Source organism: Arenibacter amylolyticus, assembly GCF_002150785.1.
GTDB classification, from domain to species: domain Bacteria; phylum Bacteroidota; class Bacteroidia; order Flavobacteriales; family Flavobacteriaceae; genus Arenibacter; species Arenibacter amylolyticus.
In genome coordinates, this window is the sequence record NZ_MTAZ01000019.1 from 89,810 (window position 1) to 115,818 (window position 26,009).

Sequence of the window (26,009 nt, forward strand, 5' to 3'; positions counted from 1 at the left end):
AATAATTAAATAAAAACTGAAAAATTACTTAACTTAAAGAATTTACTTTTGGTGTAGTGGCCAAATAACATGAAGAAAATGGTAAAGTACGGTATGAGTATTGATGAGGTCGATTTAGGTGCCTACCTAAAAAAATATTTTGGATTCTCCCAGTTTAAAGGATTACAGGAAGATGTAGTTAAAAATATAGTTCAGGGAAACAACACCTTTGTAATTATGCCCACTGGAGGGGGGAAATCTTTGTGTTATCAGCTTCCCGCATTAATGTTGGAAGGGACGGCCATTGTGGTTTCTCCCTTAATCGCTCTAATGAAAAATCAAGTGGATGCCATTCGTGGAATATCCGAGCATACTGGGGTAGCCCATGTGTTAAACTCCTCCCTAAACAAATCAGAGGTTAGACAGGTTAAGGAAGATGTTAGCTCCGGGGTCACCAAACTTTTGTACGTGGCTCCAGAATCGCTGACCAAGGAGGAGTATGTGGATTTTCTACAAAATGAAAAAATTTCTTTCGTTGCTGTAGATGAAGCGCACTGTATTTCTGAATGGGGGCACGATTTTAGGCCAGAATACCGTAATTTAAAATCCATTGTTCAGAGGCTAGGGGATAATATCCCTATTATTGCTCTTACGGCTACTGCAACTCCAAAGGTGCAGGAAGATATTATTAAAAACTTAGGAATTGGGGATGCAGAGGTCTATAAGGCTAGCTTTAATAGACCCAATCTTTTTTACGAGGTAAGGCCAAAAACCAAGAATGTAGATGCCGATATTATCCGTTTTGTAAAACAGAATCAAGGGAAATCGGGGATTATCTATTGCTTAAGCCGTAAAAGAGTGGAAGAACTAGCCCAGGTGTTACAGGTTAACGGAATTAGCGCGGTCCCTTATCACGCGGGTTTCGATGCCAAAACCAGATCTAAATATCAGGACATGTTCCTAATGGAAGATGTAGATGTGGTAGTGGCTACTATTGCCTTTGGAATGGGAATAGATAAGCCAGATGTTCGTTTTGTAATCCACCACGACATTCCTAAAAGTATCGAGAGCTATTACCAGGAAACCGGAAGAGCCGGTAGGGATGGGGGAGAAGGTCACTGTTTGGCCTTTTACTCCTATAAGGATATAGAAAAATTGGAAAAATTTATGTCCGGGAAACCCGTGGCAGAACAAGAGATCGGAAACGCCCTGTTACAGGAAATAGTTGCCTATGCAGAAACTTCCATGTCTAGAAGAAAATTTATCCTCCATTATTTTGGGGAGGAATTTGACGAGGAGAACGGTGATGGTGCGGATATGGATGACAACTCCCGTAATCCTAAGGAAAAACAGGAAGCTAAGGACAATGTTCTTAAGGTTATTCAGGTGGTATCCGGGACTAGTGAAAAATTTAAATCCAAGGAGGTTGTCAAGGCGCTAACCGGTAAGGTCAATGCCCTTATTTCTTCCCATAAAACGGAAGAAAAGCAGTTTTTCGGTATTGGTAAGGATATGGATAAAGGCTATTGGATGGCCCTAATCCGTCAAATGCTGGTAGCTGGTTTACTGAAAAAGGAAATAGAGCAGTACGGAATTTTACAAGTAACGGCTTCAGGTAAGGAGTTTTTAAAAAATCCTACCTCTTTTATGATGACTATAGATCACGTTTACAATAAGCAGTCAGACGATGCTATTGTAAGTGCAGCAAAAGCTGGTGGAGGCGTGGCAGATAATAGGCTGCTAAAAATGCTCAGGGATCTAAGGAAGAAACAGGCCAATAGGCTAGAGGTACCTCCATTTGTAGTGTTTCAGGATCCTTCTCTGGAGGATATGGCATTAAAATATCCAGTTACCGTAGAAGAGCTTGTCAATATCAATGGGGTAGGGGAAGGAAAAGCCAAAAGGTATGGAAAGCCCTTTTTGGAGCTAATAGCCTCTTACGTGGAGGAAAACAATATTTTACGGCCCGATGATTTAGTGGTAAAAAGTACCGGTGCCAACTCTGCCTTAAAATTATATATCATTCAGAATGTGGACCGCAAGTTGCCTCTAGATGATATCGCTTCGTCCAAAGGATTGGAGCTAGAGGAGCTTATTAAGGAAATGGAGCAGATAGTCTATAGTGGGACCAAGTTGAACCTGGATTATTGGATCGATGATATTTTGGATGAAGATCAGCAGGAAGAGATCCATGAATACTTTTTGGAAGCGGAGTCCGATGGTATAGAAGAAGCTTTAAAAGAGTTTGATGGGGATTATGAAGATGAGGAACTTCGCTTGTATCGACTTAAATTTATAAGTGAAGTGGCCAATTAGGTTGTAATGCCTAAAGAAAACAAAAAATCCCCGTTTTAGCTAAAACGGGGATTTTTTTTGTTTTGTACATACTGTATAGTTATTGAACCGCACTTTCTAGCAAGGTTAGTTTCTTGTTTTCCGCATCCAAAGAGGCCTTTATACCAATAGGAATGGTGAAGTTATGGTTTATATGTCCAAAAGAAAGTCCGTATACGGCAGGAATATTTAAAGCTGCTATCCTATCCAAAATAACTTCCTTTAAGGTGAAGGTGGTGGGGCCAGGTGTTCGGTCGCAACCCTTAAACACCCCCAAGGCCACCCCTGCAGCTTTATGTAAGGTTTTGCTCTGCATTAATTGCGTTAGCATTCGATCAATACGGTAGGGGGCCTCCTCAATTTCCTCTAGGCAGACAATGGCATCTGTAAAATCTATTTCATCGGGTGTGCCTACTAAGGCACTGACCAAGGTAAGGCTTCCACCTAGCAGTTTACCTTTCGCTTTACCAGGGCAAATGGTGTATCGCTCATATTCGGGTTTTTTGAATTCTGGCTTGTCCGGGTAATTTTTATTCACCAAGGGTTGTTTTGATCTGGTGTCCATTACCACTTTTTCCAATTGGGCAATACTGTAATCGTCCGTAATAGTACTCCCTACAGGTCCGTGAAATGTTATTAATCCCGTCTTTTGATACATGGCATTCAATAAGGCCGTTATATCACTAAATCCAATAAAAACTTTTGGGTTCTTTCTTATAAGGTCAAAGTCTATCTTGTTCATGATGCGTGTGCATCCGTAGCCCCCTCGTGCACAAAGAATGCCCGCTACCTTGGGATTGGCAAAGATCTCATTTAAATCTGCTGCTCTTTCTTCATCCGTATTGCTAAAATAACCATGGTTTCCAAGAATGCGGTCTGTATGGAAAGGAATAAAACCCATCGTCCTCAAGGTGTCCTTTGCTTGTTCTAAAATATTGGGAGGTATGGCAAAACCGGGTGCAATGAGCCCTATAGTGTCACCTCTTTTTAATGCTCTTGGTTTTACGGGGGATATGGAGGGTAGCATCGGGTTGGGTTGACCTAATAAGAGGGATGGGGCCATACAGGCAATGCCTACGCCACTGGCTTTTTTTAAGAATTGTCTTCTCTGTTGCATAAAATTGGGTATATGGGCTAAAATAGCAAATTTCCATATAAAAAGGGAGGGGCTAGCTGGTATGCTCCCTCCCTGTTTCAATTTCTATGCTGGTATTTATCGGGCAGACGGTCCGCCACTAGACTCTGACCTTCTCAATTGTCGTTGGATTTTTCTGATGGCCGATTCTATGGATTTTTCCGGTTCAATGATATTGAATTCGCCCCAAAAGTCCGGATCTGCAAAGCCCGATGCCTCATCGCTTAAAATTACGGAAGTTCTTAAGCGGTCTTTATATTTAGGCAATGCTCCCGAAATGTTCTTTTCCCAATCTGTGACTGCCATTTCACAGCTCATACTGTAAATGGAATTAAAAAGTTTGTCGTCCCAATCTATCTTAAACACCAAAAGTACATTGCTGTACCCGTAGTACCAACGACCGTTCTTTTCCCTGTAATCTACCCTATAGGCAATGTCGGTTGGCCACACCTTGGCCTTAGCAGGTTTTTTGCGGACAAATAGCCGCGCAGCTTCTTCCCTGTCCGTGATGTTAAGGGAGAAAACGGCACTTGTTAGAATCTTATTTTCCCCGTCTATATATAATCTTCCCTGGTATAAGGGGGCGGTTATATAGTCTTTTTGTTTAAAATTTATTACATAGATCAATCTATCGTTGATACGGGTGGAGTTTTCATAGCTAAAGTTATAATTATCAAAGGAGTCTTCGGAGAAAATATATTGTGGGTATTTCACCATATCTACAAATAAGGCATTGAAGGGACCGCCCTGTAATTTTAAAACCACCGTATCTAACCTACTGTAGTCCGTACTTTTTCTAGACTTATATAGTTCAACCACATCTTGCCGATCGGTATTGTAAGGGGTTTTGTAAATGTTCACTACAGCTTCGGAAAGAGATACGTTTCTTCTTCTTTTTTTTATGGTTTCCCTATAAAAAGCGGTCATGATGGTAGGGTCCTCAAAATAATTCTCCCCTCTTCGCTTTAAAGTTTCCCGTACTAAATTTCTGGGGTCCTTTGGTATAGAGAGGCTAACTTCGGGAAGTTCTATGGTAGAGGTTTGTAGGGTGATATCATTTTTTCCATCTTCTAATTGCGCCAGGGGTATTATTTTGGTTTCGTATCCAAGAAAGGAAATGGCCACCTTGCCCAGAACAATGTCTTTGGGGACTTTTAACGAGAACTGACCCTCTGCGTTGCTCACTGTGGTAATATTGGTGTTTTCTATGGAAATATTGGCCAATACCAAAGGTTTGTTGGTTTGGCTGTCTATAACCGTACCCTGATAGCTGATAAAGTTAGCCTCTGGGTCTGGGAGGTCCTGCGCCCATAGCTGTCCTGATGTTCCCAGGAGTAGCAGGACCTGGAATACGGTAGCCAGGATGCCTATTCTTAAAGAGAAAAGTTTCTGTTTCATTGGATGTCGCTTTTGGAGGGGTACGCTATTTACTATTATTAGCTTTCTGGGAGTGGTCTCTACTGACCCTGAAAGGGTTGGTGCCCCCTTGCTTGTTAAATTCAGTATGTCAATATATAATCCCCATACGTGTCTGGGGCGTATCTCAACTTTCTATTGAGACCTAGAAGATCGTTGCGGTGCCTATTCCTCTTATTTCCTTGTTAGTAATACCATTTACAAACTATCTAAGTAAAACAGATCGGATTAAAGGGCGGGAAAGTTCCTATATACAAGGTAGTGATTTTAAGTGAGATTCCCTAAAAATTAAAAGGCTAAATAGGGGAGGGATGCGGAGTGAAAACAGGTTTCGGAATGGAGGTGTTGAGGCAGTGAAATGAACACTGCCTCCAAATATGTCCTCTAAATGTTCTATTAGGGCGTTGTGCCTGCTTATGGATTTAATTTCTTAAGGTCAAAAATATCTTTCCTTCTATCTTTTAAATTACGGACGCTGCCAAATTGATTCAGTTCGGTGAGTAGGTCTAAATCTAGGTCTACAATTAGTATCATCTCTGTATTTGGCGTTGCTTCGGCCTTTATTCCATTGGCCGGAAAGGCAAAATCACAGGGGGTAAATACCATGGATTGGGCATATTGTATGTCCATATTATGTACCTTGGGGAGGTTACCCACACTTCCTGCTATGGCCACGTAGCATTCGTTTTCTATTGCTCTTGCTTGGGCACAGTTGCGCACCCTGGAATACCCGTTCTGGGTATCGGTGAGGAAGGGAATAAAAAGAATATCCATGCCTTCGTCTGCAAGCAGTCTGCTTAGTTCCGGAAACTCGGAGTCGTAACAAATTAGAACCCCAATCTTACCGCAGTCCGTCTCAAAGGTTTTTAACTGGTTTCCGCCCTGCATGCCCCACACTCGTTCCTCATCTGGGGTAATATGCAATTTCTCGTAACTTTCCTTAGTTCCGTCCCTTTTGCACAAGTAACCAACATTGTATAGTTTGCCATCTTTCATTTCGGGCATGCTACCGGTAATAATATTGATGTTGTAGGTGATGGCCAATTCGGAAAACCTTTGTACAATGGTAGCTGTGTGCTGTGCCAATTTACGGATGGCTTCAGATTCGGGTAAATGGTTGTCCTCTGCCATTAACGGGGCATTGAAAAACTCTGGGAATAGGGCAAAATCGGAACGATAACCAGATACGGAATCTATAAAATATTCTGCCTGTTGCAGTACATCGTCCAAGTTTTTATAAGGCCTCATCTGCCATTGTATTAATCCTACCCTTACTACCCTTTTATTGGTAGTTGGTTCTTTTACTACCTTTTCATAATAGATATTGTCCCATTTTAAAAGTACGGCGTAATCATTGGACGCGGCATCCCCCTCTAAGTAATTTTTTAAGACCCTAGTGGGATAAAAGTCGTTCGAAATTTGAAAATTAAGCACGGGGTCGTGTATCTCTTTTCTCCTTACCTTGTCTATATAATCCTTAGGGGAAAGGGTGTCCATATATTTATGGTAGTTGGGAATACGTCCGCCAAAGGCGACCCCTTTTAAATTTAGGCGCTCACATAGGTCCTTACGGTAATCGTAAAGTCGCCTTCCCAATCGCATTCCCCTAAATTCCGGTTTTATAAAAACTTCTATGCCGTATAGGATATCTCCCTCGTCAGTATGCGTGTTAAAGGTATAATTCCCCGTAATCTGCTGATAGGTATGCTGGTGATCAAAGTCGTTGTAATTGATAATGATAGAAAGGGCACAACCCGCTATTTGATTGTTCACCTTTATAACCACTTGTCCTTCCTGGAATTGCTTTATTAGCGTTTCTATTTGGTGCTCTTGCCAATAGGCATGGGGCATAGTGGTATAGGAGGCTATCATGGCCGTTTTAAGCTCCTGATAGTCGTCCAGACATAAATAGGATAACTCTATGTTTTCTATGTTCTCAAGGTTGAATTTAGTATCCATTATCTGGTTTTTATTATGGGGTCTTAGTAGGTTTTAGGAGGTTTTGGACGACTCACTAATCATGGCCTGTATTTCCTGTAATTCCTTATCCGTTAAATCGCGCCATGTTCCCACTGGAATATCCAAATGGAGGTTCATGATCCGGATGCGTTTCAAGGAGGTTACATTGTAGTCAAAATACTCGCACATGCGACGTATTTGCCTGTTTAGGCCCTGTGTAAGTGTGATTTTAAATTCATATTTATCCAGCTTCTCCAACTTACACTTCTTAGTAACTTGACCCAAAATAGGAACCCCGTTACTCATCTTTTCCAAAAACTCATCGGTAATGGGCTTATCTACACTTACAATATAATCTTTCTCGTGGTTGTTGCTGGCTCGTAAAATCTTATTTACAATATCGCCATCATTGGTCAGTAGAATTAGTCCTTCACTGGGTTTATCTAGTCTGCCAATGGGGAAAATTCTACTTGGGTAGTTAATATAATCTACAATATTGTCCTTCTCCCTTTTGGTGTCTGTGGTACACACAATTCCAATAGGTTTGTTAAAAGCAATATAGACTGGTTTAGCTTGGGGTTCATTGATGAGTTTCCCATCTACACGTACCTCATCGCTCTCGGTAATTTTAGTTCCCATTTCTGGAACTTTACCGTTAATAGTGACCCTGCCTTGGTCTATTAGTTTGTCTGCTGCTCTCCTAGAGCAGTAGCCCATTTCACTTAAAAATTTGTTTATCCGTGTGCCTTCCTTCTCTTTCATGTCCGCTCCTTAGTCCCATTGGTGAGTATGGGGTTTTAGAGGCGAAATATACTGAAATAAACTTTTATATGGCCTAATATACCTGCAAGATATTTTTAGCTATCCTGCAGGTTGAAACCTAGGTTGTCTTGACTTATTTTTATAAGGATTCCGTGACTTCCGTTTGAATTTCTTTTTCCAATTCCCTTTCCATTTTATCAAAGAATAATAACTCTGCATAAAATTGCCAATCGAAGTTTAGGGATTGATTGGCCAAATGAACGTGGTGGTCTTGGTCTAAAATATAATTACTGGGCTTTGTGAGTATTCTGGTTTTACTATATACCTCTTCCAGTTCTTTTCTGAGGGAGGCAAAGCCCGATTTTAATTCTTTTAATTTTTGGGCGGAAGCCTTTATTTCATCCTGACTTACAGCCTCGTCATATTCCTTGAGTGCCAGTAATAATTTAGGACCATATTGAGCCAAGTTATTTACCTGCTCGTATACCTGTAGGTTGTAATCGTTTCTTAAGGCTTTAGCGCGGGCCAATTTAATTTTCTCAGCAATACTGTCTGTAAGTTTCATATATGCCTCTGCCTTTTCCAGACGATCTGAGTGCTCTTTGCTCCATTCTCCTTTGTTGTTCATGTCGGGAAAGTCTATTAGTGCCTTTTCTAACGGATTCTCCATGGACTTTAGGTAGTTTCGTTGGTTCCCTTTTAGCAAAGCGTTTTTCCAGAAAGCTACTGGCCCTTCTAATTCGCTAATAAAGGCGTTGTTTGCAGCAGCCATTGTGTGTCCGTACTCACGTTGTCTAAAGGCAGTTTTAATTTCTTCGTTGCTGCGTTTATCACCAACCCAAGTATATTCTGCAAAGGCTAGGATGCCACGCATATATAATTCAAAATGCGGGGAGTCATCGTCCCATAGGGTTAGTAGTAATCCCTTGGAGCCACTGTCTATGGAGTTTACCGCAAATGCCCGTATGCTTTCCATATTGCTGTCGTTTTGTGGCATCAGTACCCATCGGGTCTGCCCAGCGGTAGCGCCCATTACTTCCATTCCGTGGTCTTTAAACCACTGCATGGCCTTTATATTTCCAATTGCTTGTGGGGTTTCGTAATTCCAACGCATATAAACGCAGTTCTTAGGGAAATCGTCTAAGAACGCTAGTAGTTTATGTTCGTTTTCTTCCCACACCTTATTTACTTCCTCTTCGGTCATTTCGGGTTTAAACATGGGGGCGTATACATCTGCCTGTTGCAAGGGCATGTCATCCCAGAAAATTGGGGTTCTGCCATGTTCTTCCGCAAATTCAGCTACTTTGTTTAGCCAAGTAAGTTGTAATTTTAAAGCAGGTTCCTTGCTGCCTCTACCAGTAGTATGAACCTCATCGCCGCCTACATGTAGGTATTGTCCGTGAGGGAAAGCTTCCATAGCATCCAGATACTGGTCAAATTGTACCTCGTAAGTTTTTGGGTCTAGCGGATTGAAAGCCCAATCCCTGCTAGGGTCATCCCTAAGGTCATAATACGCTGGGTGCTTTAGAATAAAAGAGGCGTGACCCAAACCTTGTACAAGTGGACTGATCGCTATATTGCGCTCCTTGGCGTAGTCGCTTATTTTTCTCCATTCCTCTATGCTTAACGCATCATCTGAGGCAATGATAGGTTGCCGCTTAAATTTTAATTTATCCTCTATTTCTAGAATTATTCCGTTTATCTTATAACTGGCCAATTTATTCATTAAACCATAATAGTATTCCGTAGTTTCTAAATGATGCTTAACATCAATATGTACTGCCCTAAAGGAAAGTTCTGGGAAGTCGGTAATTTGGCATAGAGGTAGATTGGCGTCTTGGTCTTTGGCATCCTCATAGATTTGCTCCAAAGTGGCAAAGGCATAGAATAGGCCCGCTTCATCTTTTGCCTTAATGTTAATCCCATTGGCTAGTATGGATAAGGTGTAGCCTTCCGAGGGCAAATCTAACTCACTAGTAATTTGGTAAGTAAGTTGTGATTCTCCTGTGAGTTCTTCCGATAACGGTAAGATACCGCGTGTAAGTACAGGAAGCTCTTCTTGGTTCACGGCCTTGACAGTGAGCTCTGTGGTAGGGGATAAGGAACTTAATCCACTAATGTTAAATTCTTGTGGTTGTGGCAATAGATTAAAATCGCCCGATTTTGGTTCCTTGCTAACACAGGAAAGGAAAAGTAAGGTGCAAGCAAATAGGATCGTACTGGATATTCTTTTCATAGGGTAAGGTTGGTTAATTTATTTTAAGGAGGTTAAATTTGATGAAAACTAAGCCTTAAAGATAGCACTTTAGCCAAGTGATTCGGAATCAAAACAACATATTGGGGGCAGATGTTATAGGTTTAACAAATTGATGCCCCCACGTGCTTATACACCAAATTGTTCCAAATGATGGTTTAGGTGTTTGTAAAATAGATTGTTCCATTCCGTTATGTTGAGCTTACCAAACGAATGGGATTCTTTTTGGTCAAAATGTTCCTGCCCTAGTTTTTGGGTTTTTTTAAGGTAAGCTATCAATCTATTCTTTTCGATCTCAAAATCTCTCTCATCCGCAATAATAAATGCCGGTGCAGTCCTGCTATTTCGCTTGTAGGGCTTCTCGTTTACTACAGTCGATTTTACAAAAAGCTTGAGCATAAACTTAACAAAAGAATTAGGCTTAGGATGTTTGTCTGTATAGACCATTTCATAGGGCACGTTGCAGTGGGCAAGCATTTGAGCTACGTTCATTTTGCCCCATTTAGGGGTGGTGGTCGCGGTTAAAGCATTTATTCTTTGTATAACTTCCTCAGTTACTTTAGGATCAAATATGTTTTTCATTTTATACATCTTATAATAATTAAGCCAAATTTAGGTCACCCACAAAGATAGCGATAGCCATGGTTATAACCTATGTTTTTGGGGATATCGGTAGATGGCTTCTCAAAGGTCTTGCGCTATCGAGTACGCTTAATACACCCTAGTTTAAGCTAGGAACATTATGGTAGGAAGATTGTTGCCTCTCTTATAATAGCTGGAATAAAACTTATTCCAAGTAAATCCATTTCCCGGTGCGGGCACTTTCTTTTGCAGCTTCCAATATTTCCATGACCACCATATTGTTTTCCAGGGCAGGTAGGTCGTAGTCTTCTAAGGTGATGGAATTGTTGATTACTGCTACCAATAGGCTAAAAGGATCCCTATACGGATCGGTCAGGGGATTAAGGGTCTGCCTTTGTTCTATTTTATGGTCTTTTAATCTAAATCTTAGATCGGCGGAGTTTTCGCTGATGAGGTAGCCAGTACTTCCATAGACTTCCATATCCTTCCGTGAAAAAGGCCAATTCCAAGAGGCTTGGATTATGCCCTGCATTTTAGGATAACGTAACAAAATAGTGGCCTCATCCTCTACTTTTGGATAGATATCGGGCTTTATAGACTGGGTTAGGGCCATAACTGCCTCTGGTTTATCACCTTTTGTAAGCCAAGTAATCAAGTTGGCTCCATAACAGCCAAAATCTGTCAAGACTCCCGCACCGTTCAGTATTGGATCGGTAAGCCATTCCAAAAATTCCTTGCTCACCCCAATTTCCTTAGGTCCTTCATGTCCGTCGTGTACTACTATTTTCCGTAAGTCCCCTAATTGTTGGGACTGCACCATCTCATAAGCTTTATGATTGGTGGCGTACCAGCTGGTTTCATAGTTAGTGAGGAGGTGAATAGCATGTTTTTGGGCCAAAGCCTTCATTTTTAAAGCGTGTTCCATGCTTACGGCCAGTGGCTTTTCTACCATTACATGGACCCCTTTTGGAGCGCAGGCTTCCACCACGGATAGGTGATCATAGACACTGCCAAAGGCGGCAACAGCCTGGGGCTGTACCTCTTCGATCATCTCTTCTAAGGAGTCAAAAACAAGGTCTAAGGAAAAGCCATAGTGTTTGGCAAGTCTAGCCACCAACTCCTTGTTTGCTTCCGCGATTCCTACAATTTCAACATCGCCTAGATCTGGTCTGCCTAATATCCAATGAACGTGATCATGGGAGAGTCCGGCCACTCCTAGTTTAAGAGGCTCCTTGGAGGATTGGCCGAGTACGCTCAATGGCATTGCTAAGAGTAAAAAAAGGGAGGATAGGAGAAATAGTTGTCTCGCAATAGTTTTAGGGTGTGTTCTTAACCCATCAGTCTTTTTATCCATTTTAGTTTGCTTTTTGTATGGGGGTGGTACTTTAGGTTGGGTTCTATCCAGGTGGGCTTGTCCAAGATGCCTTTGTAATGTGAGAAGGCTCTAAACCCGTGCTCGCCATGATAAGCTCCTATACCGCTATCCCCAACACCGCCAAATCCCATATGGCTATTGGTAATATGCATCACGGTATCGTTAACGGCACCACCTCCAAAGGAGATTTGATTCAATACCTTTTGTTTGACCATTTTATCCTTTGTAAACACATAGCAGGCTAAGGGCTTTGGGCGTTCCTTTATTTTGGCAATGATAGCATCCAGATCATCGTATTCTAATATGGGGAGGATGGGGCCAAAGATTTCATCCTGCATTATCGCGTCCTCAAAAGTAATATCCGTTAAAATAGTGGGTTCAATAATTCGGGCATCCAAATTGTATTTCCCGCCTGTATAAACCTTATCGGTTGCTATCAACTTAATCAGTCGGGCTACATGTGCATCGTTTATGATTTGTACATAGTTGTCTTCCTCTACCTTAAACTTGGAGTCTTCTATTTCTTTCTTGGCCAGTTCTAGAAATTCACTTTTAACGGACGTATGTACTGCCACATAGTCTGGCGCAATACAAGTCTGACCAGCATTTAAAAACTTGCCCCAGATTAATCGCTTTACCGTCATTTTTAGATCACAATCTTCGGTAATAATGGCCGGACTCTTACCTCCCAACTCTAAGGTTACGGGAGTTAGGTTTTTTGCAGCTGCTTGATAAACAATTTTTCCCACGGGAACGCTGCCGGTAAAGAATATTTTATCGAACTTTTGATTTAATAGTTCCGTAGTTTCAGGAACACCACCTTCTATAACCCTAAAAAAATGCGGGTCAAAATTTTCATTGATCAGCTTAGCCATAACCCTGCTAGTATGTTCGGGAAGTTCACTGGGCTTTAGGATAACCGTATTTCCTGCAGCTATGGCCGCTATGGCCGGTGCTAGGGATAATTGGTAGGGGTAGTTCCATGCACCAATGATTAAACTTACTCCCAGAGGTTCTGGAATTACATACGATCGGGCAGGCAGATTTACCAAATTGGTCCTCACTCTTTTTTTCTTAGACCACTTCGGAAGCTTTTTAATAGCCTCCTTAATATCGTGATAAAGCAAGCTTATCTCGGTTGTATAGCTTTCAAAGGCCGATTTTTTAAAGTCGGTGTAGATGGCCTCATGGAGCATTGTCTCATTTTCCCTGAGCAATGATTCCAGCTTCTTTAATTGTGAAATCCTAAAGTCTACCTCCTTGGTAATATTGGTTTGGAAGAATTTTCGTTGAGCTGTAACAATTGCCGGGATCGTATCCATGATAATCGGTTTAGTGTTTATTTCTATTGAACCATAAAAAGGGCATTGACAAAAAATAGTTTTCCATTTTCCCAAAAACCTCTGAACAGCGGATTGTCTACCATATAAATAACTTGTCCCTTTCCATGGTCTTCTACTCCAAAAACAAGCGTTTCGCTAATTTCTTTCCGTGCTTCGCTACCAGCAAAGCCCGAAATAGGATTGCTGTCCTTTTCCAAATAGGCCACATTCCCAGTTTTAAGCTTTCCATAGGCGTCTTTCCCCAGTTTCAAGGTGTAGTAAAAATCTGGATAGCCGTATGCCAAGGGGTGGGTAGTATCTACCTTGGTTTTAAATATGGCTCCGGTAATGCTGTTTTTTATGTATTCCCGCTCAGAGTCCTCATAGGGATATTGTTTCGGGAGGCTATCTTTCTCCATCGTCTTCTCTTTTATGGCAAAGCCTTTTTCACCGTTGATGCCCTTTATAGCTCCTCCCATGGCGATTAATTTTCCGCCATAGCATACAAAACTCTTTAGGTCCTCCAGTTTTGATTCGTCAAAGAAGCTGCTATACCAGCCATTGGGTAAAATTAAAACGTCGTATTCGGATAGGTCTACCCTGCTGTAATAACTAGCATCCAATACTGTGACCGGATAGTTTAGTTGTTGTTCAAAGAAATGCCATACTTCACCAAATTGTAAGGTGCTGGTAGGCGAGCCAGATAAAATGGCGATTTTAGCATCTGTAATCATAGGCACCAAGCTCGAACCAAAATCCTTACCTTTTTCCACCAGCCCTGTTGGGGTAGGCGTAAGGGAAATTTGATGGTTTTGGGAAATGGCTTCCAAGGTGGCTGTAAAGTTCTTATGGTTTTTATTGTCGGCCTGGGTAATGATCAGGCTTCCTCGGTTAAAGGTCTTTCCTTGTGTGGTAAACGGCTGCTGGGCAAATCGCACCCTTATTTCCTGTTTTAATAATTCTGCCAGGAATCGGGCGTCCTTCATGCTGTTCCATTCCGCTAAATAGGCATAGGCATCCTTAGATAGTGCATTGGAGGTGTTGTTGGCTGCTTCTTTGGGGCCCGATTTTACCAATGTTTTAGAGGCAACAGCATCTAAGCCATAGGCGTAGGGTAAAGACCATGCGGTAATATCATAGGTGAGGGAATCGCTTAGTTTGGTATGGGGCTCCATAAGTACTTTTACCATGGTCCCCTTTAGTTGGTCTGTAGAGACCACCATATTTTGGGAAGTTGTTTTTATCGATTTAATTTTTCCGGACCGGTAATCAAAGCCTTTGGCGGAACCATTCTGGGCCCATCCAAAGGAAATGTCATGGGCTTGCAATAAATTACCCAGGGCTTCCAATTTATCGGGGTTACCGCTAAGAATATAGCTTTGGTATTCAAAATTGGTGTTGTTGAAGAATTTTTGAAACTGCTCGTTTAGCAGCTTGGTGTTTTGAGAGGCTACCTCTACGGTAGATAAGCCAGTAGTAAGGTGATGGGAGATACGGTCTTTTAACGTTAAGGTATCCCCAATTCCAGTGATTATTCCCAAGCCAGCACGTCCGCTACCTCCTTGCTCATAGGTCATACCAATACTCCCGTTATAGGTGGGGTAGGTGTCGCCGTAACTGGGATATAATAGGTCAAAAATCTCCTTGGTAAAATAAAACCAGCCGTTGGCATCAAAATATTTTGCATGGTTTTTCCCGATAACCGATTGGAAGTCGCGCTGAAAATCGGTCACCACTTCGTGATAAGGCTCTGCAGCTGGAGCAAAGAAATAGGGGTTGTCTACACCCTGTTCATGAAAATCTACATGGATATGCGGGAGCCATTGGTTGAAGATCTTTATGCGTTGCTGACTTTCTTTTTGTGTAAGCCAGGCCCAATCCCTATTTAGGTCGAACATATAGTGGTTAGATCGTCCGCTAAGCCAAGCCTCGTGGTGTTCCTTGCTGTTGGGATCTGGTTGGTGAGGGGTATTTTTATTTTGATAATACCAGTTTACATACCTATCGCGCCCATCAGGATTCATGCAAGGATCCATAATTACTACGGTATCCTCTAAATAGTCCTTTTTTTGGGTTAATAACTCATAGATGGTCTGCATGGAGGTCTCCGTGCTTACACTTTCGTTTCCGTGTACGTTATAGCTTAACCATACTATGGCCTTTTCGGCCAAATCTCCACCCTTGGTATTGTTTATGTGTGCTTCCTGGATGGCTTCTAAATTACTCATATTCCCTGGGCTAGAAACATAGGCCAAGATCAATGGTCTTTGTTCGTAGGTTACTCCATACTCTACTAGCTGTACCCGATCTGGGGCCGTTGAGGCAAGATAGTTGTAGTAATCTACCACCCTATGGTGTCTTGTAAAGGCAGTACCCAATTCATAGCCCAAAAACTGGGAAGGCGATTGTATTTCTTGTGCAATGCCTACTGTAGCTACTAAAAACAGTAGCGAGAAGAATAGTCTTTTCATATTAAAAAAATCGGTATTGAATAGCTCGAAACCAAAACTAAGGAATAATGCTGATATTCTGCAGATACATGTTAGATATACCTACATAAAATAATGGCTAACCGAACCAAAAAATGAAAAAGTCCGTATAAAATGGTTAATTAAACTTCTTAACGTATTTTTAGGACTTGAAAAATAGGGTTACCCCTATCTTTACCCAAGCAATTACCACTAATTTATGGATGTAAAAGGCATACCCTTTAAAAAGACCGGTTATTTTTCTAATTTAATATGCGATTATTTGGAGGGGACTCCTGATCTAGATCCCTTTTACAATAGAAAGCCCGAGCTTGGTGAATTTAAAGCTCAAATCAAGGAGAAATCCAACTTTCCCCTGGCCAATAGAAAGGTGTTAACCGAGGTGTTAATGGGGCAATATGAAAATTTCAAAATATCTAGCGGCACGGAGACCAATATCTTATTATTAAAGGAAAAATCGACCTTTACCGTAGTTACAGGGCATCAATTAAACTTATTTACCGGTCCTTTATATTTTTTATATAAGATTATTACTACAATTAACCTGACCAAATCCCTAAAAAGGGCGTATCCGGAAAATGATTTTGTACCGGTATACTGGATGGCTACTGAGGATCACGATTTTGAGGAGATCAATTACTTTAACTTTAAAGGGAAGAAATTACAGTGGAACAAAGAGGCTTCGGGAGCAGTAGGACAGTTAAATACCGAGGGCTTGCAGGCAATTTGCGATGCGTTTTCCAATGAGATGGGAAATAGTATCAATGCCAATAAACTAAAGGAATGGTTTAGAAAAGCCTATTTGGAGCATACAACCTTGGATGACGCTACCCGCTACCTGGCCAATGAACTATTTGGGGAATATGGCTTGGTGATTATAGACGGGAACAACCCCCAATTAAAAAATCTACTTATTCCCTATGTGGAAAAAGATTTGTTGGAGCAGCGTACCCATAAGATGGTTCAGAAAACCATAGCCAACTTAGAAGCCTTGGGCAAAAATTATGGCGTTCAGGTAAACCCACGGGAAATCAATTATTTTTATCTTATCGATGGCGTTCGCCAGCGCATAGTAGAGCAAGACGGGAGGTATTTTGTGATGGATACAAAGATCCGGTTTAGCAAGGAAGAAATTCTGGAAGAGCTAAAGGCGTATCCAGAAAGATTTTCGCCCAATGTGTTGTCCAGACCCTTGTATCAAGAGGTGGTATTGCCCAATCTATGTTATATAGGTGGTGGTGGGGAATTGGCGTATTGGTTGCAGTTAGAGGCCATGTTTAAGGATATGGGGGTGACCTTTCCCATGCTGTTGCTGCGAAATTCAGCTTTGGTGATCACTGCCAAGCAATGTGGGAAATTGGAGAGCTTACATATTTCCATTGAAGATTTGTTTTTGGATCAAAACAGTTTTATCAATAAGAAAATTCGTGAGATTTCTAATATCGATATCGATTTCACGCCTCAAAGGGAGCATTTAATTCAGCAGTTTAAAGAGATGTATAATTTGGCCGAAAAAACCGATGCCTCGTTTTTGGGTGCGGTGAAGGCACAAGAGGTGAAGCAGCTTAAAGGCTTGGATCATCTGGAGAAAAGATTGCTAAAAGCGCAAAAACGAAAATTGCAGAATCAGGTGGTCCGCATTACGGATATTCAGAACCAACTTTTCCCAAATAAATCCCTTCAGGAAAGGAATCTCAATTTTTCCGAGCTTTATTTGGAGTATGGAGAGCGGTTAATTCCCAGTTTAATGGAGGCACTTAACCCATTATCGGGGGATTTTACCATTGTGAAAATGGATTAGTCCTAGGGCTTCCTTAATCTCAAATAAAACATTGTAACAGGTAGGATACTTTAAAAAAAACATACGCACTATGTCCATGCACAAAGTAGATTTTGAAATGGTAGAAATGACCTTGGATGTCATGAAATATGCCATTGGTAGACTCACTCATCCTGCTCCAGAATTGGGGAAGCCCAAAAAAGAGGAGGAGTTAAAAGCCTTGGTAGGGGAAACCATTACACCTTTGGGAATAGGGGGCGAGAAAGCCTTTAATCTGTTTAAGGATGAACTGCTAAAGGCCACCGTTCCTATAGACCATCCCAGGCATTTGGCATTTGTGCCGGCATCCCCAACCAAGGCTGCCGTAATGTTCGATCTGGTTACTTCGGCATCTAGCATCCACGGTGCTTATTGGATGGAAGGGGCTGGTGGAATATTTTGTGAAAACGAGGCCATGAAATGGTTGGTGTCCTTAACGGGTTTGCCAAGTGGAGCCTTTGGGGTGTTCACTAGTGGAGGTACCGCAGCCAATCTCTCGGCCATGGTAACGGCGCGGGAATATTGGCGGAAAAATCCAGATAATCGGAATAAGAAAGGGATTATTATTACTTCTAGCGGTGCCCACTCTTCCGTTAAAGCAATGGCGAAGGTGATAGATTGTGATGTGCTTTTGGTGGAGACGGAAGAAGAGATGACCGCGAAGGCCCTTCAGGAAAAAATAGCCTCCCTAGACCCATTAGAGCGTCAGCGTTTGTTTGCCATAGTAGCTACTGGAGGTACAACCAATGCAGGAATTATAGATGACCTTTGGGGCATAGGTAAGCTATGTGAGGAGGAGCATCTTTGGTTTCATGTAGATGCTGCCTATGGGGGAGGGGCTTTGGCATCCGAAAAGGCTAGACCTCTGTTTAAGGGCTTGGAAAAAGCAGATAGTATTACCATTGACCCGCATAAATGGCTTTTTTCTCCCTATGATTGCGGTGCTATTTTGTATAAGCAACCAGAACTTGCCAAGGAAGCACACTCTCAAGAGGGATCCTATTTGGAAATTTTTAATGACGAAGGGGCTCGCGGATTTAATCCTTCCGATTATCAAATACAGCTTACCCGTAGGGTTCGGGGCTTGCCGCTCTGGTTTTCATTAGCCGTTCACGGTACTGATAAATACGCGTGGGCAGTGGAGCGGGGAATGGAGTTGGCTCAAATAGCTGGAGAATTAATTACCAAAAACCCATTGGTAGAATTAGTAAGAGATCCCAGCCTCTCATGCGTGCTCTTTAGAAGGGTGGGGTGGACCGCACAGGATTATAGGGGCTGGACGTACAAAAACCATCGGGAGGGATTTGCGCTGGTGACGCCTACTAAATATAAAATAGCAGGGAAGTTTGAAACGGTAGCTAGGTTTTGCTTTATTAACCCCGCAACCACCCAAGAGGATATTGCCATGATCTTGGAGTCCATGGAATAGGGCAACGATAAAAAACACTAGGGAACCAAAAATTCGCCTTCCCATCCGTAGTCTAGTTTTGAGAAGAAGACGCGGGTGTGGTCGGGTATTCCTAACTGTAAGTATTCTATTTTAAAGGGGGTGATCTTCACAATACAAAAATGATTTTCCGAGGGGAGGTACTCCAACTTGCCCGGACTTGCTATGGTGCTTCCGGGCGATTTAAGGGTGGTGTATTCTTTTTTAGCCAGCTCTGGGATGGAACTCCAATAAGCTTTCTTGGTGGCTTCATCACTTTTAAAATCAGCTATTCCCTCTATCCTAAGTTGCATTAGTTTTTCGGGATGATAAAGGAGGAGGCTTACTTTGTTGTTTTCTTTGATATGGGTGATTTTTTTTGAGCGTTTATCCGTAAAAAAAATAATGTTTAAATCACTATCTACCTCTCGCATTACCACGGTGCGGAGTCGTGCTACATGGTCTAGGCCCACGGTGGCAAAGGTGAAGTATCTAAAAGGATGGTCCTTTTCAGTAGGGCCTTTTAGTAGTTCCTGACTAATCTGCTCAAAGTAATCCGTTCCCATGATGTTTGTTGTTTGTGGAAATAAAGTTAAAAATAAAAAGTTGATTATAAACTGCTTTTTATTTTTCAGTAGTATCCATGGAGGCTGAGGAGGGGAGCTTCTTAGTGAAAATTTTTTCCCATAGAATCTAAAAGGAGGTTTAGGTATACAGTAGCAAGTTTGCCCGTTTACATTGGTTGGGCATCTGTATATTTAGGCCATATTGTTTTAATTAATCAGGATAGATGTAAATTAAATAGGTATTTTTGCCCTCATTTATGATGGTTTTCATAAATATCTATTAAACATGTTTTTCTAAATTTTTCAAATTACTATTTTTGCCCATGCAAAATAACGTCCTCATTTTAGATTTTGGTTCCCAGTATACACAGCTCATTGCTAGAAGAGTTAGGGAGCTTAATATTTTCTGCGAAATTAAACCGTACAACCATTTACCCGAAGATTTATCGGAGTATAAGGCCGTGATTCTTTCTGGGTCCCCGTTTTCAGTTAGGGCTGAAGATGCTCCCAATCCGGACCTGTCCCAGATAAAAGGCAAGAAGCCACTTTTGGCAGTTTGTTATGGAGCTCAGTATTTGGCACATCACAACGGAGGAAAGGTAGCTCCTTCCAGTACTCGGGAATACGGTAGAGCAACGCTATCGTTCATCAATCATAAAGAGTCGTTTTTCGACGGAATTTCAGAAGGAAGCCAGGTATGGATGAGCCATAGCGATACCATAAAAGAACTACCTGCTAATTCCACTAGATTGGCCAGTACTCCCGATGTGGAAAATGCTGCCTATAAAATAGACGGAGAGGAAACCTACGGAATCCAATTCCACCCAGAGGTTTATCACACAACGGACGGAAAGCAACTATTAGAGAACTTCCTAGTTCATATTGCCGGTTTAGAGCAATCATGGACTCCAGATTCCTTTGTGGAGACCACAGTAGCTCAATTAAAGGAGAAAATAGGAGACGAAAAGGTGATCCTAGGACTTTCTGGTGGGGTAGATTCCACAGTAGCAGCAGTTCTCTTGCATAAGGCAATTGGGAAACACTTACACTGTATCTTTGTAAACAACGGATTACTTCGTAAAAATGAATTCCAGGCGGTACTGGATCAGTACGAAGGAATGGGATTAAATGTTAAAGGAGTAGACGCTTCGGCACGCTTTTTGGATAATTTAGGAGGAGTAAGTGACCCAGAGGCCAAAAGAAAAACGATTGGTAGGGTGTTTGTAGAGGTTTTTGACGATGAATCCCACAAGGTAGAAGATGCCAAATGGTTGGCGCAAGGAACCATCTATCCAGATGTTATTGAATCGGTTTCTGCCACAGGAGGACCATCTGCAACCATTAAAAGTCACCATAATGTGGGCGGATTGCCAGATTATATGAAACTGAAGGTGGTAGAGCCCTTGAGAATGTTGTTTAAGGATGAGGTGAGAAGAGTAGGTGCTAGCTTGGGTATAGATAAAGAATTGTTGGGAAGACATCCTTTTCCAGGACCTGGATTGGCAATACGTATTTTGGGGGATATTACCCGAGAAAAGGTTGCTATCCTTCAGGAAGTGGATGCCATTTTCATAAACGGACTCAAAGAATGGGGTCTTTATGACAAGGTTTGGCAAGCAGGTGCCATGCTTCTACCCGTAAATAGTGTAGGGGTAATGGGAGATGAGCGTACCTATGAGAAATGTGTAGCATTGAGAGCCGTTGAAAGTACGGACGGGATGACAGCAGATTGGGTGAACTTACCTTATGAGTTTTTACAAAAAACCTCCAACGACATCATCAATAAGGTGCGAGGGGTAAATAGGGTTGTATACGATATTAGTTCCAAGCCACCGGCAACCATTGAGTGGGAATAGGATCTAGTTAGGAAGAATAAACCTATATTTGGAGGTCATTTTATTATGCAATGTCATTAGTTGCGGTAAAATGACCTTTGCCAAATGGTGTCTAATTGCGTTTAATCTATAAAATCCAGGATAGTGAAATTAACTACAAAAGCAATATGTATGACCATGCTCCTTCTATTGGTTGGGGTAGGTGCTGTTGCACAAAAATTCACCACCCATTCTGTGAAGAAAGGGGAGACATTGGAGAGTATTGCAAAACAATACAAGGTTTCTGAACTTGGTATTTTAAAATACAATAAGGAGGTAAAAAAAGGTCAGCCAATAAGTACCAATACTATCCTTGTTATTCCGATGGGGGAAACGCCCCAAGGACCCGTTGTGCAAAAAGATGCGGAAGAGGAAAGTAGGATAGGTGCCTTGTTGGAGAAAATGCAGGGGGAAGATGTAGAAAAAGGAAGACCAGACCCGGTTGGGTTTATATCGCATAGAACCAGAAGAAGGGAAACACTCTACGGTATTGCTAAAAAATATCAGGTTAGCGAAAACGATATTAAGCGGTATAATAGGGAGTTGTATTCGGTTCAGTTGAAAAAAGGTATGACTCTTAAGATTCCCAAATACAGGAAAGAAAGGGAGCCAGAGGTAGAATATTTGGAAGAGGATTTCGAAATTCATTCCGTACAGCCAAAAGAGACTAGGTGGAGTATCGCCTATAGATACGGTATTACCTTGGATAGTCTGTTGGTCTTAAATCCAGACCTTTCCAAAACCACCGATTATTTGGCCACTGGGCAAGAGCTCTTGGTGCCTAAACTTATAAAAGGGAAAATCAAGAATCAACAAACCCAATTGTATACCTCCTATACGGTTCCTCCAAAACAGACCTTTTATAGTTTGGAGAAAAAGTTTGGAGTTACTGCAGAGGAAATTGTAAAATTAAACCCCCAAATTAGCGAACGAGGTGGATTAAAAGAGGGGATGGTACTTCAGATCCCCGTGAAATCCGGGCTTACGAACGCAGTAAATACGGAGAATTACAATTTTTACGAAGTAAAGCCAAAGCAAACCGAATTTTCACTTACCCGAAAATTAGGACTTACCTATAGGGAATTGTTGGAGTTGAATCCCGACCTAAAAAATGGATTGAAAGCGGGGATGATCTTGAAGCTGCCAAAGGACCAAACCGGGAATTTTGAGGTGAAAAATGCCCTTATTCTCGATAGAATCAATATGGTAGATAGTATTAATCCGCTCTATAGTCCAAAATTGATGTTTTTACTGCCTTTTAGGCTAGATAGGCTCAATTTAAATGATACCGTTTCTGTAACCAATGCCATTCAGAAAAGGAAAGATGTAAGGTATAGCCTCGGGTTGTATTCGGGGGCGTTAATTGCTATCGATTCTCTGGCCAAATTGGGGGTTTCGGTGGAGGTGAAAACCTATGACACAGAGCTTAGTAGAAATCGTACCAAGGCTATTGTACAACGAGAAAACCTTCATGGGGTCTCTGCTATATTTGGACCACTAGATCCGGAGTCTGTTAAGGAGGTAGCTTTGCAGGCTGCTAACTATAAGGTGCCGGTGGTAGCTCCGTTGGCAGAGGGTAGCGACTTAAGCTTAAGCAATGTGTTTTTTGCCCTACCTTCTAGAGCGGTAATGCAGGATCAGCTATTGGATTATGTTTCCAATAATAGAACGGATCAAAAGATTATAGTTATCGCCGATTCACAAAATAAGAATACTGAGGCCACTTTACTTAGAAAGTTTCCTGGGGCTACTACGCTGACCTTAAAGGAAGATAGAACTTTAAATATCGATCAGATTTCCGCTTCCCTATCGGATAAAACCGAAAACTTTGTTTTCTTGGAAACAAATCAAGCCAATGTGGTGCACCATGTGGCATCCTTGCTGAATTCCTTTATAAGTGATAAGGTAACGATCAGGCTATTTACTACTAATAAAAATGTAGCATTCGACAATGAGGTAGTGTCCTACTCACATATGTCTAATTTAAGGTTTACCTATCCTTCCGCATCCCGGGAAGTGGGGAACAATTCATTTACTAGGGCCTACAGGGCTAAGTTTGGAGCAGAACCGGATATGTATGCGGTTAGAGGTTTTGATATTGCCTACGACCTTTTATTGAAATTAGCCTATAAAAACAATTTGATGGATGCCTCCAAACTTATAGGAGGTACGGAATATACGGGTAATAAGTTTGATTACGTTCAGAAAATCAACTCCGGGTATTTTAATAATGCCGCTTATATTATGGGATTCCAGGATATGAAAGTGGTAGAAATAACAGAATAAATATGACTTCCAAAGTAACCTATTTAGGAGATTTAAGAACAAATTGTGAGCACCTGCTATCGGGTAATAAATTTGTTACCGATGCGCCCTTGGATAACCATGGACTTGGGCAGGCTTTTTCGCCTACGGATACCATAGCTACCGGCTTGGCAAGTTGTATGTTTTCCGTAATGGGGATAAAAGCAAGAGACCTAGAGGTAAATCTTATAGATTCCGTTGCGGAAGTAACCAAATTTATGGAAGCAGACCCTAGGCGGATTGTAAGGATAGATGTGAACTTTAATTTGCCCAAAGATATTTCCGATAAAAACAGGAAAATATTGGAGCATACTGCCCGGACCTGCCCGGTTCACTATAGCCTTCATCCAGATATTGTTAGGAATATTTCCTTTAATTGGGTGCTCTAAATACTTATTTAATCACATTTTCTTTAAGGGGAAACCTCCATGCGCTTTAATTGCATTGCCAGTTATGAATCTAGTTCCAGATAAAAAACATTTAATAGAATTGGCGCATTACCGCATGCCTTTTGGGAAATTTAAAGGAAGGTATCTAGTAGACCTGCCAGAACCCTATTTGGTATGGTTTCAACAAAGTGGTTTTCCCGGGGGAAAGTTAGGAGATCTGCTAAAATCCATGCTGGAAATTAAAATAAACGGATTGGAAGGGTTAATTCGCAAAATTCAAAAAGATTTTCCACGGTATTAACTATAAATTGTGATTGCAATTCGTATTTTTGCTCGCGTTAAGAATTCAACCTAACGCTTCATGTCACAAACGAAATATATTTTTGTAACCGGTGGGGTTACTTCATCCCTAGGGAAAGGGATTATAGCGGCCTCTCTTGCCAAATTATTGCAGGCAAGAGGTTATAGAACAACGATCCAAAAACTAGATCCATATATTAATGTAGACCCTGGTACCTTAAACCCCTATGAGCATGGGGAGTGTTATGTGACCGATGATGGTGCAGAAACCGATTTGGATCTGGGGCATTATGAAAGATTCCTTAATGTACGTACTTCACAAGCAAACAACGTTACCACAGGAAGAATCTATCAAAGTGTGATAGAGAAAGAAAGAAGAGGTGAATTCCTTGGTAAAACCGTTCAGGTGGTGCCGCATATTACCAATGAAATTAAAGAAAGAATCCAACTATTAGGTAAAAACGGCGATTACGATATCGTGATTACCGAAATAGGGGGTACTGTAGGGGATATAGAATCCTTACCCTATATAGAATCTGTACGTCAGTTGCTATGGGAATTGGGGGATAATAACGCCATTGTGATCCATCTAACCTTAGTACCATATTTATCTGCGGCTGGCGAGTTAAAGACGAAGCCTACCCAGCACTCTGTTAAGACTTTAATGGAAAGTGGGATCAAGGCCGATATTTTGGTGTGTAGAACAGAGCACGAGATCTCCGACGATATCAAGGAGAAATTGGCGTTGTTCTGTAATGTAAAACCAGAAGCGGTAATACAATCCATAGACGCCTCTACCATCTACGATGTGCCCATTTTAATGCAGGAAGAAGGCTTGGATACGGTTACCCTTAAGAAGTTAAACCTAACGGATGATGTAGTTCCCGATCTTACCCATTGGAACCAATTCTTGGAATGGCATAAAAATCCAAAGAACGAGGTTACTGTAGGCTTGGTTGGTAAGTATGTAGAATTACAGGACTCTTATAAGTCCATCCTAGAATCCTTTACTCATGCGGGTTCTGTGAACCATGTGAAGGTAAAAGTGAAGTCTATCCATTCCGAGCATTTAAAAGGGAAGGCATTAGAGAAAAAGTTAACCGGATTGGATGCTATTTTGGTGGCACCTGGTTTTGGTGAACGCGGTATAGAAGGTAAAATAAAGGCCGTCCAATTTGCACGTGAAAACAAGATTCCATTTTTGGGCATTTGCCTAGGAATGCAAATGGCGGTGATAGAATACGCTAGAAACGTTCTTAAATTGGAACAAGCCAATTCTACTGAGATGGATGTCAATACCCCAGATCCAGTAATCAGTATTATGGAAGAGCAGAAGAACATAGAGAACAAGGGAGGAACCATGCGATTGGGATCTTGGGATTGTGAACTTGTGGATGGAAGCTTGGCACAAAATATTTACGGGGGGGCTAAGGTTATTTCCGAACGCCATAGACACCGCTACGAGTTTAATAACCAGTACAAGGAGGAGTTAGAGTCGGCAGGATTAGTAGCCAGCGGTATTAATAAGGAAACCGGATTGGTAGAAATTGTAGAGGCACCCTCCCATCCATGGTTTGTTGGTGTACAATACCATCCCGAGTACAAAAGTACAGTGGCAAATCCGCATCCTTTGTTTGTGGCCTTCATCAAGGCAGCACTAAAACATCAGGAAGAGCAAGCATAAGCAGCCGTCCAGTAAACTAGCAATTCGGAATTGGACTTTT

The 26,009-nt window shown here is 41.6% G+C and carries 18 protein-coding genes; 8 read left to right on the forward strand and 10 right to left on the reverse strand.

Annotation, left to right across the window (positions count from 1 at the left end; genetic code table 11):
* Nucleotides 1-93 precede the first annotated feature (93 nt).
* The gene (gene recQ / locus BV214_RS09195) at nucleotides 94-2,295 is read left to right on the forward strand and encodes a DNA helicase RecQ (RefSeq protein ID WP_086477313.1); all 2,202 of its coding nucleotides are present in this window, start codon (nucleotides 94-96) and stop codon (nucleotides 2,293-2,295) included.
* Between the two features lie 79 nt (nucleotides 2,296-2,374).
* On the opposite strand, the gene BV214_RS09200 is transcribed toward recQ, so the two are convergent.
* From BV214_RS09200 to BV214_RS09240, 9 genes are all read right to left on the reverse strand, one after another.
* The gene (locus tag BV214_RS09200) at nucleotides 2,375-3,430 is read right to left on the reverse strand and encodes a S66 peptidase family protein (protein ID WP_086477314.1); all 1,056 of its coding nucleotides are present in this window, start codon (nucleotides 3,428-3,430) and stop codon (nucleotides 2,375-2,377) included.
* A gap of 96 nt (nucleotides 3,431-3,526) precedes the next feature.
* Complete coding sequence (locus BV214_RS09205; protein WP_086477208.1) at nucleotides 3,527-4,846, reverse strand: carboxypeptidase-like regulatory domain-containing protein; 1,320 nt, start codon at nucleotides 4,844-4,846, stop codon at nucleotides 3,527-3,529.
* Nucleotides 4,847-5,278: 432 nt separating this feature from the next.
* Complete coding sequence (locus BV214_RS09210) at nucleotides 5,279-6,823, reverse strand: carbon-nitrogen hydrolase family protein (RefSeq protein WP_086477209.1); 1,545 nt, start codon at nucleotides 6,821-6,823, stop codon at nucleotides 5,279-5,281.
* Between the two features lie 33 nt (nucleotides 6,824-6,856).
* Entirely contained in the window at nucleotides 6,857-7,585 is a 729-nt protein-coding gene (gene rluF, locus BV214_RS09215; RefSeq protein ID WP_086477210.1) for a 23S rRNA pseudouridine(2604) synthase RluF, read from the reverse strand.
* A 139-nt stretch (nucleotides 7,586-7,724) separates the two neighbouring features.
* On the reverse strand, nucleotides 7,725-9,821 hold the full coding sequence (locus BV214_RS09220) for a glycoside hydrolase family 20 zincin-like fold domain-containing protein (protein ID WP_086477211.1): 2,097 nt from the start codon (nucleotides 9,819-9,821) through the stop codon (nucleotides 7,725-7,727).
* A 147-nt stretch (nucleotides 9,822-9,968) separates the two neighbouring features.
* Nucleotides 9,969-10,421: a DUF1569 domain-containing protein gene (locus BV214_RS09225; RefSeq protein WP_086477315.1), complete on the reverse strand. Its 453-nt coding sequence runs from the start codon at nucleotides 10,419-10,421 to the stop codon at nucleotides 9,969-9,971.
* 205 nt (nucleotides 10,422-10,626) lie between these two features.
* Nucleotides 10,627-11,775: a Gfo/Idh/MocA family protein gene (locus BV214_RS09230; protein WP_086477212.1), complete on the reverse strand. Its 1,149-nt coding sequence runs from the start codon at nucleotides 11,773-11,775 to the stop codon at nucleotides 10,627-10,629.
* Nucleotides 11,751-13,118: an aldehyde dehydrogenase gene (locus BV214_RS09235; RefSeq protein WP_086477213.1), complete on the reverse strand. Its 1,368-nt coding sequence runs from the start codon at nucleotides 13,116-13,118 to the stop codon at nucleotides 11,751-11,753. The genes BV214_RS09230 and BV214_RS09235 overlap by 25 nt, the downstream gene beginning before the upstream one ends.
* Nucleotides 13,119-13,141: 23 nt before the next feature.
* Nucleotides 13,142-15,589 carry a M14 family zinc carboxypeptidase gene (locus BV214_RS09240; RefSeq protein ID WP_086477214.1) on the reverse strand — a complete coding sequence of 816 codons (2,448 nt, stop codon included), beginning with the start codon at nucleotides 15,587-15,589 and terminating at the stop codon, nucleotides 13,142-13,144.
* 217 nt (nucleotides 15,590-15,806) lie between these two features.
* On the opposite strand from BV214_RS09240, the gene bshC reads away from it, so the two are divergent.
* Together bshC and BV214_RS09250 are read left to right on the forward strand one after the other, a co-directional pair.
* On the forward strand, nucleotides 15,807-17,408 hold the full coding sequence (gene bshC / locus BV214_RS09245; RefSeq protein ID WP_086477215.1) for a bacillithiol biosynthesis cysteine-adding enzyme BshC: 1,602 nt from the start codon (nucleotides 15,807-15,809) through the stop codon (nucleotides 17,406-17,408).
* A gap of 76 nt (nucleotides 17,409-17,484) precedes the next feature.
* Nucleotides 17,485-18,855: a pyridoxal phosphate-dependent decarboxylase family protein gene (locus BV214_RS09250; RefSeq protein WP_086477316.1), complete on the forward strand. Its 1,371-nt coding sequence runs from the start codon at nucleotides 17,485-17,487 to the stop codon at nucleotides 18,853-18,855.
* Nucleotides 18,856-18,872: 17 nt separating this feature from the next.
* Here the strand turns inward: BV214_RS09250 and BV214_RS09255 are convergent, their stop codons facing one another.
* A complete protein-coding gene (locus tag BV214_RS09255; protein WP_086477216.1) occupies nucleotides 18,873-19,418 on the reverse strand; it encodes a pyridoxamine 5'-phosphate oxidase family protein in 546 nt (181 codons plus the stop codon).
* Nucleotides 19,419-19,741: 323 nt separating this feature from the next.
* Between BV214_RS09255 and guaA the strand changes: the two genes are divergently transcribed.
* The 5 genes from guaA to BV214_RS09280 all read left to right on the forward strand — a co-directional run bounded on the left by guaA (nucleotide 19,742) and on the right by BV214_RS09280 (nucleotide 25,969).
* Entirely contained in the window at nucleotides 19,742-21,274 is a 1,533-nt protein-coding gene (gene guaA / locus BV214_RS09260; protein WP_086477217.1) for a glutamine-hydrolyzing GMP synthase, read from the forward strand.
* Nucleotides 21,275-21,397: 123 nt separating this feature from the next.
* Nucleotides 21,398-23,578 (forward strand): LysM peptidoglycan-binding domain-containing protein, encoded by a 2,181-nt coding sequence (locus BV214_RS09265; protein ID WP_245806769.1) that lies wholly within the window; start codon nucleotides 21,398-21,400, stop codon nucleotides 23,576-23,578.
* Nucleotides 23,579-23,580: 2 nt separating this feature from the next.
* Nucleotides 23,581-23,985, forward strand: coding sequence for an OsmC family protein (locus BV214_RS09270; protein WP_086477219.1), 405 nt, complete (start codon nucleotides 23,581-23,583; stop codon nucleotides 23,983-23,985).
* A 64-nt stretch (nucleotides 23,986-24,049) separates the two neighbouring features.
* Nucleotides 24,050-24,286, forward strand: a complete 237-nt coding sequence (locus tag BV214_RS09275) for a DUF3820 family protein (RefSeq protein ID WP_086477220.1) — start codon at nucleotides 24,050-24,052, stop codon at nucleotides 24,284-24,286.
* A gap of 60 nt (nucleotides 24,287-24,346) precedes the next feature.
* A complete protein-coding gene (locus BV214_RS09280; protein ID WP_086477221.1) occupies nucleotides 24,347-25,969 on the forward strand; it encodes a CTP synthase in 1,623 nt (540 codons plus the stop codon).
* Nucleotides 25,970-26,009 lie beyond the last annotated feature (40 nt).